We start from the raw sequence: 16,214 nt of genomic DNA, 5'->3' as shown, positions 1-16,214 counted from the left end.
GTGATCCCGGCATCAGCCGGGATCACGACGTGGGACCGGTCAGGCCGGGATGTCGCGGCGGCGCAGGGCGGTCAGCCCGGCGCCGCCGACGGCGGCCGCGATCAGGACCAGCACCATTTCCGGTACGACCGTGAAGTCCGCCCCGGGCAGCTGCGGCACGTGCGTGAACGGCGAGACGTCCATCACCCACTGTGGAAACTCGACCAACTCACCGAAGAGCAGCAGCAGTAGGCACACCGCCACCGCACCCCAGGCCACCCCGGCGAACCTGGGCAGCACCCCGATCAGCAGCACCGCCACCGAGCCCAGCACCCAGACCGCCGGCAGCTGAGCCAGCGAGGCGCCCAGGACCGGGCCGAAGTCGCCGAAGGTCGCGCCGGCCAGCGCTCCCTCCACGGCCATCGCCACCGCCGGCCCGAGCAGGGCGAAGAACAGGTGGCCGCCGGCCCACGCGGTCCGCCGCACGGCGGTGCCCAGGATCAACTCGGCGTGCCCGCTCTGCTCCTCGTCACGGATCCGCAGGCAGGCCTGGATCGCGTAGAGCGCGATGATCAGGCCGCAGATCCCCGCGGTGCTGGTGAAGTACGCGTCGGTGATCGACCCGGCTCCGCCGATCTTGGCGAAGGTGTCGGCGACCCCGCTACTGCTCTCGGCGATCTGCACGACGCTGCCGCCGACCCCGCCGAAGACCAGGCCGAGCGCGGCGAACCCGCCGGTCCAACCGAGCAGCAGCCCTCGGTGCAACCGCCAGGCCAGGCCGAACGGCGAGGACAGCCCAGGACCGGCATGGGCCGGACCCAGCCGGGAGGCGAGCAGACCGGCACCCAGGTCACGCCGGGTCAGCAGATAGCCGGCCACGCCGAGTGACGCCACGGTGAACAGCAGGCCCAGCACGGCCGGCCACCAGTCGTTCGCACCGTACGGAAAGATCCGCTGTACCCAGCCGATCGGCGACAGCCAGGAGAGCCACTCCAACCGGCCGTCCCCCTGTGCCGAGATGTCGCCGCCCAGCCGCAGCACGTAAGCCGCCCCGAGCACCAGCACCGCGATCATCCGGGCACCCCGCGCGCTGCTGGTCAGCTGCGCTGCGATGGCGGCCACCCCGGCGAAGATCCAGCCGCTGAGGGTGAAGAGCACGCCGAACGCGACCGAACCGCCGGCCGGTTGCCCGCCACCGATCATCGAGGCGGTCACGATCAGGCCCATCACCAGGGAGCCCAGCATGGTGGCGAGCAGCGCCGCGGCGAGCTGGGCCCACCGGCCGACGACGGTGGCCCTGATCAGATCGCTGCGGCCGGCCTCCTCGTCGGCCCGGGTGTGCCGGATCACGGTCAGCAGCGTGATCAGCCCGATCATGACCGGGACGAAGCCGGCCCGCCAGACCACCAGCTCACCCATGCTGTCACCGGGCAGCAGCCCGTAGAGCGCGACGAACCCGGCGTTGGCCGCGCCGAGGTGGGCGTAGTCGAGACGTTCCGCGTCGGTCGTGAAGATCTTCTCGAAGCTGGAGAGGTAGACCTGCGGCAGGATGCCCAGCAGGAACACCCAGAGCGGCAGGATCACCCGGTCACGGCGCAGGATCAGCCGCAACAGCTTGCCGGTGCCGGTCATTTCGCGCTCCCGGCCTCGCCACGCGTGTAGTGCCGCAGGAACAGCTCCTCCAGCGACGGCGGCTGGCTGACCAGGCTGCGCACCCCGGCCGCGACCAGGCTCTTCAGCGCCGGTTCCAGCGCCTCGGCGTCCACATCGAACGTCACCCGGCCATCCGTGCTGATCAGGTCGTGCACCCCGGCGAGGTCGGCCAGGCCGTTGACCGGCCCGGTCAGCTCGGCCCGGATCGTGGTGCGGGTCAGATGCCGCAGCTCGTCGAGGGTGCCGCTCTCCACCGACCGGCCGTCCCGGATGATCGTCAGCCGGTCGCAGAGCGCCTCCACCTCGGCGAGGATGTGGCTGGAGAGCAGCACGGTCCGGTCGCCGCGCCTCTTCTCCTGGAGGATCACCTCACGGAAGACCTCCTCCATCAGCGGGTCCAGCCCGGAGGTCGGCTCGTCCAGCAGCAACAACTCGACGTCGGAGGCGAGCGCGGCGATCAGCGCCACCTTCTGCCGGTTGCCCTTCGAGTACGTCCGGCCCTTCTTCCGCGGGTCCAGCTCGAACCGCTCGATCAGGTCGTCGCGACGTTTCGGGTCGAGCCCGCCACGCAGCCGGCCGAGCAGGTCGATCACCTCACCGCCGGTCAGGTTCGGCCAGAACGTGACGTCGCCGGGCACGTACGCCAGCCGCTTGTGCAGGTTCGTCGCGTCCGCCCACGGGTCTCCGCCGAGCAGGCGCGCGCTGCCACCGTCGTGGCGCATCAGCCCGAGCAGGACCCGGATCGTGGTGGTCTTGCCGGCACCGTTCGGGCCGAGGAACCCGTGCACCTCACCGGTCCGGACCTTGAGGTCGAGCCCGTCCAGGGCGGTGACCTTCCCGAACCGCTTGATCAGTCCTTCAACATCAATAGCCTCGGTCATGCCATCGCCTCCGCCGCGCTCCGGCGCCGGCATGACTCTGAAACTGAGCCAGCTGATTCGCTCACAAGCTCGCTCATTGGAGCACCATGCTCATTACAGCTCCCCTTCCTGGGTTGCAAGCCGATCCAGCGCCTTCAACGCCTGGTCGGCCTGTTCCGGGGTGAGCAGCGACTGGGAGAAGATCTCGACCGAGGCCCGCAACAGCCGCAGATATCCGGGCATCACGCCGACGTCCTCGCCCAGCACCGCGGTGAGCTGGTCGCGCATCAGGAACATGCCCATCTTCATGGCGCCGAGCACCGCCACGAACGCCCGGAGATCGGAGGTCTCCAGGCCGAAGCCGGCCATCAGCCGCTCCCCGTGGTCGATGGCCTGCCGGAACATCTCGGTGCTCCGCGGCGAGCCGTCCATCAGCGCCCGGATCAGGTACTGCTGCAGATGGAGCACGTCCGGCGGGATGGGGGCCAGCGTCCGGCTCTCGATGAACCGGGTCTGCACCTGGGCGATGCGGGACAACGCGTACTCGTCGCAGGCGTCGCGCAGGCCCTCCTTGGACCCGAAGTGGTGCCGGAGCAGGCCCGAGGAGACCCCCGCGGCCTGCGCGATGTCCCGGATGGTGGCGCCGGCGACGCCACGCTCGGTGAAGAGCGCGATGGCGGCGTCGCGGATCCGGGCGCGAGCGGTCAGGTCGCTGTCACTACTCACACGTGTAGGCTACTACACATGCGTGTAGTCACAAGACTCGTCAATCCCAGGCGTTGATCGTCGCCTCGGTCACCGCACCGTCGCCGAGGTCCCAGCGCTTGATCAGCTCGCCGTACGTGCCGGTCTTGATCAGCCGGTTCAACGCCCCGCACAGCGCGTCCCGCAGCCCGGTGTTCTTCTTCGACACCGCGATCCCGAAGAGACCCGGCTCGTACTGCTCGGTCGAGGCGAACTGGAAGTACATGCTCGTCTTCGAGTTCTTGACCAGGTATGACGCCATCGGGAAGTCCTGCAGCACGCCCACCGCCCGCCCGGTGCGCAGCCTCAGCAACGCGTCCGCGTTCGTCTTCGTCGACTCGATGGCCATCGGCCGGTCGCCGCAGGTCTTCTGCGCCCGCAGGAACATGTCCTCCTGGTAGGTACCGGCCTCGGCCGCGACCGGCTGCCCGCACAGGTCGGTCAGCTTGCTGATGTGCGCCGGGTTGCCGCTCTGCACCAGGATCGAGACACCGGCGCTGAAGTAGTCCACGAAGTCGGCCTTCTTCTCCCGCTCCGCGCTGTCCGTCATCGAGGAGAACACCCCGTCGTAGGTGCCCTTGTTCATCTCCTCCAGCGAGGTGGCGAAGTTACCGACCACCAGTTCGACCCGGATGCCCAGCACGCGACCGAGCGCGGTGGCCAGGTCCGGTGAGAAGCCGATGACGGTACGGCCGTCCACGCCGAAGAACTCCATCGGCGCGTAGCTCGCGTCGGTCAGCAGCCGGATGGCGCCGCGGTCCCGGACGCTCTGCGGCAACTGGGCGCGCAGTCCCTCGTCGACGGTCACCGCCCCGGTGAGGTCCAGGCCGGTGTCGGCGGTCCCGCCGGCGGGCTTACCGCAGCCGCCGGCCGCGAGGACGGCCAGCACACCGGACAGGGCGAGAACACGGCGGAACCCGTTCATCGGGCGATCCTCTCGGTGATCGGTTCGACGGCGACCTGCGGCCAGGGCACCGGGTGGCCGTACAGGTAGCCCTGCCCCTCGTCGCACCCGGCGGCGACGAGCCAGTGGTGGATCTCCGGCGTCTCCACGCCCTCGGCGGTGACCCGGCAGCCCAGACCGTGCGCCAGCTCGATCACCGACCGGACGATCGCCTGGCCCTGCGGGTCGGAGTCGACGTCCGCGACGAACGCCTGGTCGATCTTTATCTCGGTGATCGGCAGCCCGCGCAGGTGCGACAGGCTGGTGTACCCGGTGCCGAAGTCGTCCACCGAGATGCCCACCCCGAGCGCGCCCAGCTCCCGGAGCCCGCGGACCGCGGTGTCCGCGTTACCGGCGAGCGCGGTCTCGGTGACCTCCAGGATCAGCCGATCCGGCCGGGCGCCGGTCTCGGCGAGCAGCCCGGCGACGAAGTCCACGAAACCGGGCGTCTCCAGGTTGCGGGCCGACACGTTCACCGACAGCGTCCAGTCCTGGCCGACGGCGTTCCAGCCGGCCTGGTCGGCCAGGGCCCGGCGCAGCACCCACTCGGTGAGCGGCGCGATCAGCCCGGAGTGCTCGGCGGCCGGCAGGAACTCGACGGGTGGCAGCAGTCCGCGCTCCGGGTGCTGCCAGCGGACCAGCGCCTCCACCCCGTTGATCTCGGCGCCCGGCAGCCCGACCTTGGGCTGGTACCAGAGCACCAGCTCGTCACGCTCCAGCGCGTGCCGCAGCTCCGCCTGGGTCTTCAACCACTGATGCGGGTGCACGTCCGTCCCGCCGGCGAACACCACGATGTTCTCGGCTCCGCGTTTTCCCTGGTACATCGCGGCGTCCGCGCGCAGGTTAAGTTCCTGCAGCTGGGTCCCGTGCTGTGGGTAGAGCGCGATGCCGAAGCTGGCCTCCATGTTCAGTGGCACGCCGTCCAGCACCAGCTTCTCGGCGACCCGGCCGCGGATCTGCTCCATCGCGCTCACCGCCTGCGCGGCGTCGCGGCCGGGCAGCATGATGGCGAACTCGTCGCCGCCGAGCCTGGCCAGCAGATCGCCGTCGCCCAGGGCGGCCCGCATCCGGGCCGACAGCACTCGCAGCAGCTCGTCCCCGGCGTGGTGGCCGAGCGTGTCGTTGACCTCTTTGAACCGGTTGAGGTCGATCAGCACCACGGCACCCTGCCCGCCGTCGCGCACGGCGGCCTCGAGCACCGCCTCGGCCCGGGTCCGGAACGCCGCCCGGTTCGGCAGGCCGGTCAGCATGTCGTGCGTGGCGTGGAACTCCTGGCGGGACGCGTACCGCCGCAGCGAGCGGGTGGTCCACCAGGCGAGCAGAGCCAGGACCAGGTAGAGGGCGGCCAGACCGCCCGCCACTCGCTTGGCGAAGCTCATGAGCTGGACGTGCAGCTGATCGGCGATCTTCTCGTACGGCAGATAGAGCTCGAGCACCCCGACGGACTGCCCCGAGGCGTTGGGCACCAGCGGCTGCACCGCTCGGATCACCTCGCGCCCGGGCCCACGGATCACCTTCGCCCGCGACTGCCCGTTCGCTGCGTCCTGGAAGTCCGGATCCGCCACGGGCAACCCACCACTGGTCGAGCCGTCGTCGGAGAAGACCACCTGCCCGGTGAATCCGCGGACCCTCAGCCGGAGCACCGATCCGTGGTAAACGGCCAGTTCGGTCGCCTTCCGCAGGCGCTCGAGCTGGCCGGCGGTCAGTCCCTCGTCGAGATCGGCACCATCCAGCGCTGGGGCGACCGCCATCTCGGCGATCACCCGGGCCTGTGCCAATCCCTGCTCGCGCCCCTGGACGGTGCCGGCGCTGCGGTATCCCTGCAGCATCACGGTGCCCAGCACCACGACTGGAATCAAGCTGGCGGCAGCGTAGGTAGCGAACAGGCGGGAACTGGTCCGCGCGCCCGCCCGCGGATCGAGTCGACGCAACCGCATGGGCAACTGATCGACGACGGGCGGTCCAGGTTGAGAGTTTCGCCGCATCCCCGGCGGGCGCGGCACCGTTTGACCCGGCATGCGCATCTCACAGCGGCTGCGGCTCGCGCTCACCGCCGGCGTCGCCGCGGCCGTGAGCGTACCCGGCTGGTCACCGGCCCACGCCGCGGTCGGCACGGCGGCCCGGGGCGACCTGCCGTCGTTCAACGGCTCGGTCCACGCGGTCGCGTTCCGCGGCGGCACGGTCTACGTCGGTGGCGACTTCACCGCGGCGACCCGGCACGGGCGCCAGGTCGGACGGGCCCGGCTCGCCGCCTTCGACGTGCGCACCGGTGAGCTGCTCGACTGGGCACCGACCGCCGACCGGACGGTACGCGCGCTGGCCGTGACCGGCGACTCGGTCTACGCGGCCGGCGACTTCGGCCGGGTCTCCGGTGCCGCCCGGGACGCGGTGGCCCGGCTCGACGCCGCCTCCGGCGAGCTGGGCGATTTCGCGCACCGGGTGAACGGTGTCCCCCGCGCGCTGGCCGTCGCGCACGGGCGGCTCTACCTGGGCGGCGACTTCACCGCGGTGGACGATGCGACGCGCAGACGACTGGCCGCCTTCCGGCTCTCCGACGGCGGGCTCGACCGGGGCTGGACGCCGGCCGCGGACGCGCCGGTGCACGCGCTGGCCGTGGCCGGTCGCCGGGTCTATCTGGGTGGCAGTTTCCTTCGTACCAACGATTCCCCCGCTGCCCCGAGGTTGTCCGCGGTCGACGCCGCCACCGGCCGTCTGGATCCCGGCTTCCGGCCGCGACCGACCGCGGTCGTCTTCGCCGTCGCGGCCGACTACACCGGCGTCTACGCCGGCCTGGGCGGTCTCGGCGGCCGCGCCGAGTCGTGGACCGCAGACGGCCGGCTGCGCTGGTCCCGCGCCTTCGACGGGGATGTGCAGGCGGTCACCGCACTGGACGGCACCGCCTACATCGGAGGCCACTTCGACCGTGCCTGCACCCGTCCGAACGTCGACAGGTTCGGCGACTGTGTCGACAGCGCCCGGTCCCGGATCAAGCTCGCCGCCATCGACTCGGACGGCGACCTCGATGACTGGGCCCCGCAGGCCAACGGCGTGCAGGGCGTCCGGGCCATCGCGGCCAGTCCCGCCCTCGGCGCCATCGTGGCCGGCGGCGACTTCACCCGGATCGGCGGCGCCACCCACCGTCGCGTCGCCACCTTCGACTGACGAGACACAGGCTGTGGATAACTATCGCCTTTCTGTGGATAACCCTGTGGACACCGCAGACTTGCCTCCCGTGCGAAATACATCTGTATACGGACTGATCGCCCAGCAGGCGCGCAAGGTCACGGAACCGGAAGAGGTCTCACCTTGGCACGAAGGCGGGAATTCCGCGCGACGAGCGATGAATAGCGTCGTCCCTCCACACACCTAAATAAACGGGGGAATTTCGTTGCGCCGCTCCGCTTTTGCGGCGGCGCGCACGGGGACGAAATTTAAACGGGTGCTGCTCTTCGGAGTGGGGCTCGCGTTGCTGTGCGCCGCCGTCATCAGATTCGAACCGCCATCGAGAGCGGCTGCTCAGCCGACTTTCGGAGCCCTGCCGGTGATCTGGTCCCTGCCCGTCGACCCCTACCGCGATCCCATGGTGCGGAAGGTGTGCCCTGACCCGGCCCTCACTCCGGTTCTGGACGGCCGGCCCATCCGCGTCGACCTGAAGCCGGCTCAGCCCTTGGTCGTGGGCGAGATCCCGGCGGAGTGGTGGCGGAAGCCACCGGTCACCGACCCCGGTTGGTGGCTCAATTTCCAGGCTCTGACGTGGATGTCGGCCCCGGCCGTGCGCGCCGCGCGGGACCACCAGCTCGGCTCACTGACCGCCATGATCCGCCAGATGGTGACCTTCCACGTCGTGAACCCGGATCCGGGCGACATCCGGTTCGGCTGGGACGAGGGCACCGCCCTGCGCCGTTTGGCGACGGAGAACTGCCTCTACGCCCTGACCCGGGAACCGGCCCTCGTCGACGGCATGGAAGCCGACGTCGCGGTGCTGACCGGAAAGCGCTATGCCGGGCCGCCGAAGATGGCGGTCCACAACCACGGAATGATGGCCAACCTCAGAATGATCGATGCCGCGAAGATTCTGGGCCGGCCCGAATGGGCCGGCGTCGCGGTCAACCGAATCCTCTCGGAGGCACCTCTGGCCTTCTCGGCGCAGGGCGTCTCCTTCGAGCAGTCGTCGTTGTACCAGCAGGTCAATGCGGGCCTGTGGGAGAACGCCGCGAAGGCGCTGGAGGGATTCCCGGGATACGGCGCGCAGGCGGCGAAGATCCGCGCTCTGGTGCGGAAGGCGGAACGGGTCCAAGCCTTCATGACCGCGCCCGACGGCGACATCGTGCAGGTCGGTGACGCCGACCGGGTCGCCGGCAGGAAGCGGGCGGTGCGGGGCGACCTGGTGCTCCGGGACAACGAGACCGGCTGGATGATCGGCCGGACCAGCTGGACCGATCCGAACGCGATCCACTACACGGTGCGTTACGGCCCGGGCCGCCGCGCGCACGGCCAGGAGGATCGCGCCGGCGGGCTGACCTGGTCGGCCCTGGGCACCCGAATCCTGGTCGGGACCGGCCGGTACAACTACGACACGAAGGAGCCGCTCAGCACCTACCGCCGCGCGCCGCGCAGCCAGAACGTGGCGGCGCCGGCCGACGGGAGGATCCACAGGAGCGGCACGAGCACGATCACCGCCGTGACGAAGCCGGACACCCATCGAGTGAAGGTGTTCGACGAGGTCTACGGCGATCCCCACCGCCGCGAGATCACGATTGCTCAGCACCAGGCCCGCCTGGTGGTGCGTGACGCGTTCGAGGGCGTGCGGGCCTGGTCGCAGAGCTGGCATCTCGATCCGGCGTGGATGCTGGTCTCGGGCGCGGTCGGCGACGACGAGCTGACGTTCCGGCACCCGTCCGGCCAGCGGCTGACGATCGCGACCACCGGTCGGGTGGCGGGCATCTGGTCCGGGGACGCCCGCGGGCCGCACGGCTGGGTCTTCCCGAAGGAGCGGGAGAAGAAGCCGGCGTATGAGCTCAGCTTTGCGGCCCCCGGCGGCGCGCCGGTCGAGACGATCTTCAAGATCTCCTGAGAAAACGCGCCGGCGGCGCGGGACCGGGCCGGGTCCCGCGCCGCCGGCGCCGTCCGCTTACGGGAAGTTGACGAGGTACGACGGCACGGTGTCCGTCCCCTGCGCCGGCCCGCCGGTCGTGTTGACCACGTGGTCGATCACCCCGTTGCCGCCCAGCGAGACGGTCAGCAGGTTGTGCAGCTTGACGCCGGAGTTGACCGGCACCTCGAAGCCGCGGTCCGAGTGGATGCTCGGGTTCACGTTGAAGTAGCAGTAGCTGCCCAACGCCCAGGCCTCGTGGCTGGTCACCGAGTCGGCCACCTTGTACGCCGCGTACCCGTTGGCACCGCTGCGCCAGGCCGCCTGGGTCGGCGGGTCGTACGGCTGCTCGTTCTGCAGGAAGTACGTCCTGCCGCCGTTGCCGTTCCAGATCACCTCGTACTTCTGGTAGTGCTCGACGAACAGCCCGTACGCCGTCACATTCTGACCGTTGACGATCAGTCCGCTGTCGGCCGTGTTGACGGTCCAGCCGTAGGTTCCGGCGTTGCCGTGGTCGGCCCGCCACGCCCAGATGTGGTCGATGATCGTGTTGTTGCTGTTCACCAGCAGGCTGTTGGTGGCCTTACCGGCGATCGAGCCGCCGATCCGGAAGAACACGTCCTGGATCGTGGTCGGGTTCGCCGCGTGGTTGGCGGACGACCCGGTCGGGCCGACGACCAGCAGGTTCGCCGAGTTGGTGGTGCCCGCGTCGAAGAGCAGGCCGGCGATCTTCACGCCGTCCACATCGGCCACCTGCATCGGGGTGACCCCGCCGTCCGGAATGATCGTCGCGTAGCCCAGGCCCATCACCACGGTGTTCGCCCGGGTCACGTTGATCGTCTGGTTCACGTGGTAGACGCCCGGCTGGAAGATCAGGTTCAGGCCCTGCGCGAGCGCCTGGTTGATCGTCGCCGCGCTGTCGCCCGGCTTCGCCACGTAGAACTGGCTCAGCGGGATGCTGGTGCCCGGAGTGTTGCCGTTCGCCCAGCTCACGCCCGCAGAGTTGGTCTGCAGGTTCGGCACGAAGACCGCGTAGTCGCCGCCGCTGAGGTACAGGTACGGCTTCTCCCGGATCACCGGGGTCTGCCCGATCGTGGTGTACGGCGGGTTCGGGAAGCTGTTCGCCGGAGCGCCCTGCACCCCGACGAACGCCTGGTTCCAGACCGCGTTCAGGCTGGAGCCGATCTGGCTGTTCCGGGTGAACCACTGCTGCTGCGAGTACTGCTGCTCGGAGCCGCTGATCCGGGAGTCGGCGATGTAGCCACCGGAGGCCCAGCCGTAGCCGTTCGGCGCCAGGTTCAGGTCACCGTGCACGTCCATCCGCCGGAACGGCGCGGCCTGCGAGACAGCCCAGCGGTCGGCGCCGCTGACCGGGTAGAGCGAGATGTTCTCCACCGACCGCCAGAAGTTCTGGGTCGCGTTGCCCTGGAACCAGCCGGCATCGACGGTGATGTCCCCGTTGATCCGCACATCCTGCGGGTTCTGACCGAGACCGATCACCGAGGTGTTGAAGCCGACCTGGATGTTCAGGCCGTTGTAGGTGCCCGGCTTGAAGGCCAGCAGGTTGCGCTGGGTGCCGAACTGGTTCGTCTCCTGCTGCTTGAAGATCGCGTCGGCCTGGGCCTGGATCGTCGCGCTCGACATGGTCGGGTCGAAGACCGTCACCTGGGCGCCGAGGCTGCCGCCGCCGGGCACGGTGGTCCCGCCGTCGTCGCCGTAGACCTTGAACTCCCAGAGCGAGTAACCGTAGGTGGTGGTGCGCTGGGTGCCGTACATCCGGACGTACCGTCCGGTGCCGTTGACGGTGAGGTTCTGGTTGCCGCCGGTCGACGTCGTCGTGGAGTAGATCGAGGTCCAGGTGGAGGCGTTCTCGGAGACCTGGATCTGGAACGCCTTGCCGGCCGCGGTCTCCCAGTTCAGCTCGACCCGGGTGATCGTCTTCGAGCTGCCCAGGTCGACCTGGAGCCACTGCGGGTCGGCGAAGGTGGACGACCAGCGGGTCCCGGTGTTGCCGTCGACGGCTTCCGAGGCGAGGTAGGCGCCGGCCGCTTCGGTGGAGGAAGCGGTCGCGGGCCTGCCCTGCGACAGCAACGCCTCGGCGGCCGAGGCGCCGGTCGTGGTGATCGCGGCATAACCGGCGACGACCGCGGCCGTGAGGCCGACAATCGCGCCGCTGCGCCAGCGGGAGCGTCTCATGGGGTCTCCTAGGGGAGGACGGGGCGGGAGAGCCAGGACTGGGAGAGCGCTCACCCGCGCCACGACGCTAAAAGTCATTACCGATCGATGTCCAGGATGTTGCGAGGTTCCGGAACCGGTACCGACAGAGCCGCCGGTCACCGGGCTTGCGCCGCTGCTCGACAGCGTCTGCGCAGTTCAGAGCCTTGTTAACAATCGTCATGACGTATGTCGCAGCCGCCGATAACAGCTCTTCCGAAACCGGTTCCGCCGACGTCCGCCACAACACCTATTAGCCGTGAAACCGGATTATTAACTCAGGCGGTGATCTCGCTCCCAGCCCGCGGGCCATCATGATCGAGTGGATCGACCGACCCCGTCCGTGACCGATCAACTCGCTGCTGACGAGCGTCTCGCCGCCTTGGCCGGCAGATTGGCCGACCATCCGGATCCTCTCGATCAAGAATCGCTCGCGGTGCTCCTGACCGGCCTCGGCTGGAAACCGGCCCCCTGGCGTCGGCACCGCTTCTTCCAAGGCGACGGTCTCATCGCCTGGGCTCGCGACCGCCAGATCGAAGTCGAGCTGGCCGATTTCGGCGCCGTGGACGATCTCGACTACGACGATTTCGACGACGCTGAGCCCTACGAAGCCGCCCGTGATCAGCTCTACGTCGACGCTGCCAAGGCCGCGGCGAGGACGGCGGGGGCGCTCGATCTGCCACCGGCCGGTCCGTTCGACGCAGACGAGCTGAGGTACTCACCTGATCGCATCCGGTCGCGCTCAGGTCACTGGGTGGTCAGCCTCGGCACCGTCAACGACGGCTCGGACCTGCCGATCGTCGCCGTCGCCGACTTCACCTGGGGCGCCGACCTACCCGGCCGCCTGACCGCCCTGATCCCGCCGCCGATCGAGCCTCCCGTGATCGACTGGTCTACGACGTCTCGTCCGCTTCCGGCCGACTATCGCTGGCTGATGGACACCTATGGCCCGATCACCCTGGGTGGCTACCTCACCCTGCTGTCTCCGGACGAGATCCCGGCTCCGATCCGAGGCTCGCGGTTCATCACCGACCCCCACCCTTTCGTCGACCGCCTTCCGGCCGGCTCCACCGCCACCGGCGACACGGTCTCCTGGGTGATGCACGAGTCGATGTCGTGGGACTCGGAGGAGAGTCAGAACCCACCGGACGAGTGGACTCTCGAATTGAGCCGGCCCGGCCACCGCGCCACGAGCGACGTCGGCCTGTTGCGCCACCTCGTGCTGGAGCTGCTGGAAAGCGGAAACCCGCCGCGACCGAGTGACGGTCGACGGCGGGTTCCGATGAATGACGATCAGGCGAGGCTGACCGACGGGTAGAGCGGGAACGGCGTGAGCAGGTCGGACGCCTGCTTCGAGACGCCCTCGGAGAGCGCCGCGTCGAGGGTGAACTTCGCCTTCGACGCCGGGTCGGGCGTGGTGCCGACCAGCACGGTGTGGATCAGCTCGGCGATCTGGTCCATCTCGGCGGTGCCCAGGCCGCGCGAGGTCAGGGCCGGGGTGCCGATCCGGATGCCGGAGGTGTACCAGGCACCGTTCGGGTCGGACGGGATCGCGTTGCGGTTGGTGACGATGCCGCTGTCCAGCAGGGCCTGCTCGGCCTGCCGGCCGGTCAGCCCGAACGGGTGCACGTCGATCAGCACCAGGTGGTTGTCGGTGCCGCCGGAGACCAGCTGCACACCCCGCTTGAGCAGGCCCTCGGCCAGCGCCTGGCTGTTGGTGACGATCTGCTGGGCGTACGACGCGAACTCCGGCCGGCGGGCCTCGGCGAACGCGATCGCCTTGGCGGCCATCACGTGCGGCAGCGGACCACCGAGCACCATCGGGCAGCCGCGGTCGACCTGCGACGAGAGCTCCGGCTGGCAGAACACCGCGCCACCGCGCGGGCCGCGCAGGCTCTTGTGGGTGGTGGTGGTGACGATGTGCGCGTGCGGGATCGGGTTGTAGTCGCCGGTGAAGACGCCACCGGCGACCAGGCCGGCGAAGTGCGCCATGTCGACCATGAAGGTCGCACCGACCTCGTCGGCGATCTCCCGCATCTTCGCGAAGTTGACCTTGCGGGGGTACGCCGAGTACCCGCCGACGATCACGGCCGGCTTGAACTCCTTCGCGGACTCGCGCAGCGCCGTGTAGTCGATCTGGCCGGTCGCCGGGTCCACGCCATAGCTGCGCTGGTCGAACATCTTGCCGGAGATGTTCGGCCGGAAGCCGTGGGTGAGGTGACCGCCCGCGTCCAGCGACATGCCGAGCAGCCGCTGGTTGCCGAAGGCCTGGCGCAGCTCGGCCCACTCGGCGTCGGTCAGGTCGTTGATCTGCCGCTTCTCGAACTTCTTCAGGTACGGCACCTCGACGCGGTCGGCCAGGATCGCCCAGTAGGCGACCAGGTTCGCGTCGATGCCGGAGTGCGGCTGCACATACGCGTACGGAGCGTTGAAGAGCGCCTTGGCGTGCTCGACCGCGATCGACTCGACGGTGTCGACGTTCTGGCAGCCGGCGTAGAAGCGGCGGCCGATCGTGCCCTCGGCGTACTTGTCGGAAAGCCAGTTACCCATGGCGAGCAGGACAGCGGGGGAAGCGTAGTTCTCGCTGGCGATCAGCTTCAGCGACTCGCGCTGGTCGGTCAGCTCCTTCGCGATCGCGTCGGCGATACGCGGCTCGACGGACCGGACCACCTCGAGGGCAGAACGGAAAGCGATCGATTCAGCGTTGAGCTCAGTCATGGGACCTCCCTATCACGAAGTGAAGAGGCCCAGGCGCACGGCATGTCGTCGTCTCGACGAGGCCGCTCCCCGATGGTCAACCATCCGAACGCGCCAGTCACGGCCCGTCCGCCAGCATACCGGCGCCCGCCGGGTAGGTCACACCGGTTAGCCCCTCCGACACCACCCACAATCGCCGGGCCACCACCAGATCATGCGCATTCTCCTCAGCCGTGACCCGAGTCGCCCGCCCGGTGAACTCCTTCCACCCGTCCGGCCCGAAGTATTCCCCGCCGCCAACCCCAGGATCGGTCGCCGCCCGCAGAACTGGTTGCGCTCCAGCCCACTCACTCTGAACCAACCACGAGAACAACGCTTTTGTACGCTGTGAGACCACCACCCGAAACACCCAGGGGCTGCTCCGCAGCAACCGAGTCCGGGCCGCCCCGGGATGCGCCGCCACGCTGATCAGCTCCGGGTGCCGTCGCTGAAGCTCGAACGCGAAAAGCAGATTGGCCAGCTTCGACTGTCGATAGGCACGCATCGCGTCATAGCCGCGCTCCGACTGAAGGTCCTCGAAGTCGATTACGGCACCCTTGTGCCCATTACTGCTGACCGTCACCACCCGGGCCTCCGGGGTCGCCCGCAGAAGGTCGAGCAACAACCCGGTCAGCGCAAAATGCCCGAGATGGTTGACTCCGAACTGCCATTCAAAGCCACTTCCGGTACGGCCATAGGGCGGAATCATCAGCCCGGCGTTGTTGACGAGCAGGTCCAGCCGCCCGAAACGGTCACGGAACTCCCCGGAAGCCCGCCGCACCGATCCGATGTCACCGAGGTCCAGGTACAGCGGCCATCCACCGAGCTCGCCGGCCACCGCCGCGGCCCGCTCCCGATCCCGCCCGGCGATCACCACCGTCGCACCGCGGGCCGCCAGTTCCCGGGCTGTCACCAGCCCGATCCCGGAGTATCCACCGGTGATCAGAGCGACCCGCCCGGCCTGGTCAGGGATGTCAGTGGAGCTCCACATGCCGCACCTCCTAGAATCGGGACAGCCGTCCCGCTTATTCGAAGATGCGGGACGCCCGTCCCGTTTGTCAATCCTCGACTTGCGGTCGAGTCATTCGTGGAGGTCACAGCCGTGCGAGCGGACGCCGAACGCAACCGCGCAAAGGTCATCGAAGCCGCCATGGCCGCCTTCGCCACCGAGGGGCTCGCGGTGTCCATAGCCGAGATCGGCCGGCGGGCAGGCGTCGGCACCGGGACGGTGAGCCGCCACTTCCCCACCAAGGAGTCCCTCTACGCCGCGATAGTCCTGACGAAGGTCGAGGAGATCGTCAGCCGGGCTCGCACGTTGATGACAGCCGAGCCCCCAGGAGAAGCCTTCTTCAGCTTCTTCACCTACCTGGTCACTCAGGCAGCCACCAACCGGGGTTTGGCCCAGGCCCTGAACGGCGGTGGCTTCGACGTGGAGTCCGCCGCCAACCGAACGGAACACGACTTGGAAGGCGTGGAGCAGGAGCTGCTGACCCAGGCCCAGGCGGCCGGCGTCATCCGCCCCGAGGTCACCAGAGGAGACGTAAAAGCCCTACTGGTGGCATGCGTCGCAGCGCCAGACCCTTCCCGGATGATCGAAATAATCTCAGCCGGCCTACGAAACCCTTCCTGAACCAACCCCCACGTGCTTGAGCACTGCACGTGCCAGCTTTTCGGGCACAAAAAAGAAACGCCCACCCCGCGAGGGGTGGGCGTTTCTTCAAGTTAAGTCCGGCGGCGTCCTACTCTCCCACACCCTCCCGAGTGCAGTACCATCGGCGCTGGAGGGCTTAGCTACCGGGTTCGGAATGTAACCGGGCGTTTCCCCTCCGCTATGACCACCGAAACAGCCATCAGCAGAACCAACCAGCAACCCAAGAAGTTCCCTTCCCAGGGTGGTTGTTCGTTTGCTGTGAATCACACAGTGGACGCAAGTAAAATGTTTAGGGTGGTTAAGCCCTCGGCCTATTAGTACCGGTCAACTCAACACGTTACC

The 16,214-nt window shown here is 68.8% G+C and carries 12 protein-coding genes, 1 rRNA gene and 1 riboswitch; of the genes, 4 read left to right on the top strand and 9 right to left on the bottom strand.

Annotation, left to right across the window (positions count from 1 at the left end):
* Window positions 1-39: 39 nt before the first annotated feature.
* The 5 genes from CHC09_RS09600 to CHC09_RS09580 all read right to left on the bottom strand — a co-directional run bounded on the left by CHC09_RS09600 (window position 40) and on the right by CHC09_RS09580 (window position 6,038).
* Window positions 40-1,611, bottom strand: coding sequence for an ABC transporter permease (locus CHC09_RS09600; protein WP_089292689.1), 1,572 nt, complete (start codon window positions 1,609-1,611; stop codon window positions 40-42).
* Window positions 1,608-2,513 carry an ABC transporter ATP-binding protein gene (locus CHC09_RS09595; RefSeq protein WP_089292688.1) on the bottom strand — a complete coding sequence of 302 codons (906 nt, stop codon included), beginning with the start codon at window positions 2,511-2,513 and terminating at the stop codon, window positions 1,608-1,610. Before CHC09_RS09595 ends, CHC09_RS09600 begins: the two co-directional genes overlap by 4 nt.
* A gap of 93 nt (window positions 2,514-2,606) precedes the next feature.
* Window positions 2,607-3,218, bottom strand: coding sequence for a TetR/AcrR family transcriptional regulator (locus tag CHC09_RS09590; protein ID WP_089292687.1), 612 nt, complete (start codon window positions 3,216-3,218; stop codon window positions 2,607-2,609).
* A gap of 40 nt (window positions 3,219-3,258) precedes the next feature.
* Window positions 3,259-4,161 carry an ABC transporter substrate-binding protein gene (locus CHC09_RS09585; RefSeq protein WP_089292686.1) on the bottom strand — a complete coding sequence of 301 codons (903 nt, stop codon included), beginning with the start codon at window positions 4,159-4,161 and terminating at the stop codon, window positions 3,259-3,261.
* Window positions 4,158-6,038, bottom strand: a complete 1,881-nt coding sequence (locus tag CHC09_RS09580) for a putative bifunctional diguanylate cyclase/phosphodiesterase (RefSeq protein ID WP_239138325.1) — start codon at window positions 6,036-6,038, stop codon at window positions 4,158-4,160. The genes CHC09_RS09585 and CHC09_RS09580 overlap by 4 nt, the downstream gene beginning before the upstream one ends.
* 157 nt (window positions 6,039-6,195) lie before the next feature.
* Here CHC09_RS09580 and CHC09_RS09575 point away from each other — a divergent pair, with 157 nt between their 5' ends.
* Both CHC09_RS09575 and CHC09_RS09570 read left to right on the top strand, forming a co-directional pair.
* On the top strand, window positions 6,196-7,341 hold the full coding sequence (locus CHC09_RS09575) for an NHL repeat-containing protein (RefSeq protein WP_089292684.1): 1,146 nt from the start codon (window positions 6,196-6,198) through the stop codon (window positions 7,339-7,341).
* A 226-nt stretch (window positions 7,342-7,567) separates the two neighbouring features.
* Window positions 7,568-9,253, top strand: coding sequence for a hypothetical protein (locus CHC09_RS09570; protein WP_143232263.1), 1,686 nt, complete (start codon window positions 7,568-7,570; stop codon window positions 9,251-9,253).
* A 57-nt stretch (window positions 9,254-9,310) separates the two neighbouring features.
* Here CHC09_RS09570 and CHC09_RS09565 read toward each other — a convergent pair whose 3' ends face one another.
* Entirely contained in the window at window positions 9,311-11,467 is a 2,157-nt protein-coding gene (locus tag CHC09_RS09565; protein ID WP_089292682.1) for a discoidin domain-containing protein, read from the bottom strand.
* A gap of 340 nt (window positions 11,468-11,807) precedes the next feature.
* On the opposite strand from CHC09_RS09565, the gene CHC09_RS09560 reads away from it, so the two are divergent.
* Window positions 11,808-12,803 carry a hypothetical protein gene (locus CHC09_RS09560; RefSeq protein WP_089292681.1) on the top strand — a complete coding sequence of 332 codons (996 nt, stop codon included), beginning with the start codon at window positions 11,808-11,810 and terminating at the stop codon, window positions 12,801-12,803.
* On the opposite strand, the gene CHC09_RS09555 is transcribed toward CHC09_RS09560, so the two are convergent.
* Together CHC09_RS09555 and CHC09_RS09550 are read right to left on the bottom strand one after the other, a co-directional pair.
* Complete coding sequence (locus tag CHC09_RS09555) at window positions 12,779-14,203, bottom strand: glycine hydroxymethyltransferase (RefSeq protein ID WP_089292680.1); 1,425 nt, start codon at window positions 14,201-14,203, stop codon at window positions 12,779-12,781. The genes CHC09_RS09560 and CHC09_RS09555 overlap by 25 nt on opposite strands.
* Before the next feature lie 20 nt (window positions 14,204-14,223).
* Window positions 14,224-14,314, bottom strand: a riboswitch (ZMP/ZTP riboswitch).
* The gene (locus CHC09_RS09550) at window positions 14,301-15,212 is read right to left on the bottom strand and encodes an oxidoreductase (RefSeq protein ID WP_089292679.1); all 912 of its coding nucleotides are present in this window, start codon (window positions 15,210-15,212) and stop codon (window positions 14,301-14,303) included. It overlaps the preceding riboswitch by 14 nt.
* A gap of 111 nt (window positions 15,213-15,323) precedes the next feature.
* Between CHC09_RS09550 and CHC09_RS09545 the strand changes: the two genes are divergently transcribed.
* Window positions 15,324-15,851, top strand: coding sequence for a TetR/AcrR family transcriptional regulator (locus CHC09_RS09545; protein ID WP_089293167.1), 528 nt, complete (start codon window positions 15,324-15,326; stop codon window positions 15,849-15,851).
* 96 nt (window positions 15,852-15,947) lie between these two features.
* Here the strand turns inward: CHC09_RS09545 and rrf are convergent.
* Window positions 15,948-16,064 (bottom strand): 5S ribosomal RNA (gene rrf / locus CHC09_RS09540).
* Window positions 16,065-16,214 lie beyond the last annotated feature (150 nt).

The organism is Actinoplanes regularis (assembly GCF_900188005.1).
In the GTDB taxonomy this organism is placed as follows: domain Bacteria; phylum Actinomycetota; class Actinomycetes; order Mycobacteriales; family Micromonosporaceae; genus Actinoplanes; species Actinoplanes regularis.
This window is presented reverse-complemented; position numbering and strand designations above follow the sequence as displayed.

Coding starts and splice junctions, on each gene's coding strand:
- CHC09_RS09575 (WP_089292684.1), top strand. CDS start 6,196: ATGCGCATCTCACAGCGGCTGCGGCTCGCGCTCACCGCCGGCGTCGCC.
- CHC09_RS09565 (WP_089292682.1), bottom strand. CDS start 11,467: ATGAGACGCTCCCGCTGGCGCAGCGGCGCGATTGTCGGCCTCACGGCC.
- CHC09_RS09550 (WP_089292679.1), bottom strand. CDS start 15,212: ATGTGGAGCTCCACTGACATCCCTGACCAGGCCGGGCGGGTCGCTCTG.
- CHC09_RS09600 (WP_089292689.1), bottom strand. CDS start 1,611: ATGACCGGCACCGGCAAGCTGTTGCGGCTGATCCTGCGCCGTGACCGG.
- CHC09_RS09595 (WP_089292688.1), bottom strand. CDS start 2,513: ATGACCGAGGCTATTGATGTTGAAGGACTGATCAAGCGGTTCGGGAAG.
- CHC09_RS09555 (WP_089292680.1), bottom strand. CDS start 14,203: ATGACTGAGCTCAACGCTGAATCGATCGCTTTCCGTTCTGCCCTCGAG.
- CHC09_RS09585 (WP_089292686.1), bottom strand. CDS start 4,161: ATGAACGGGTTCCGCCGTGTTCTCGCCCTGTCCGGTGTGCTGGCCGTC.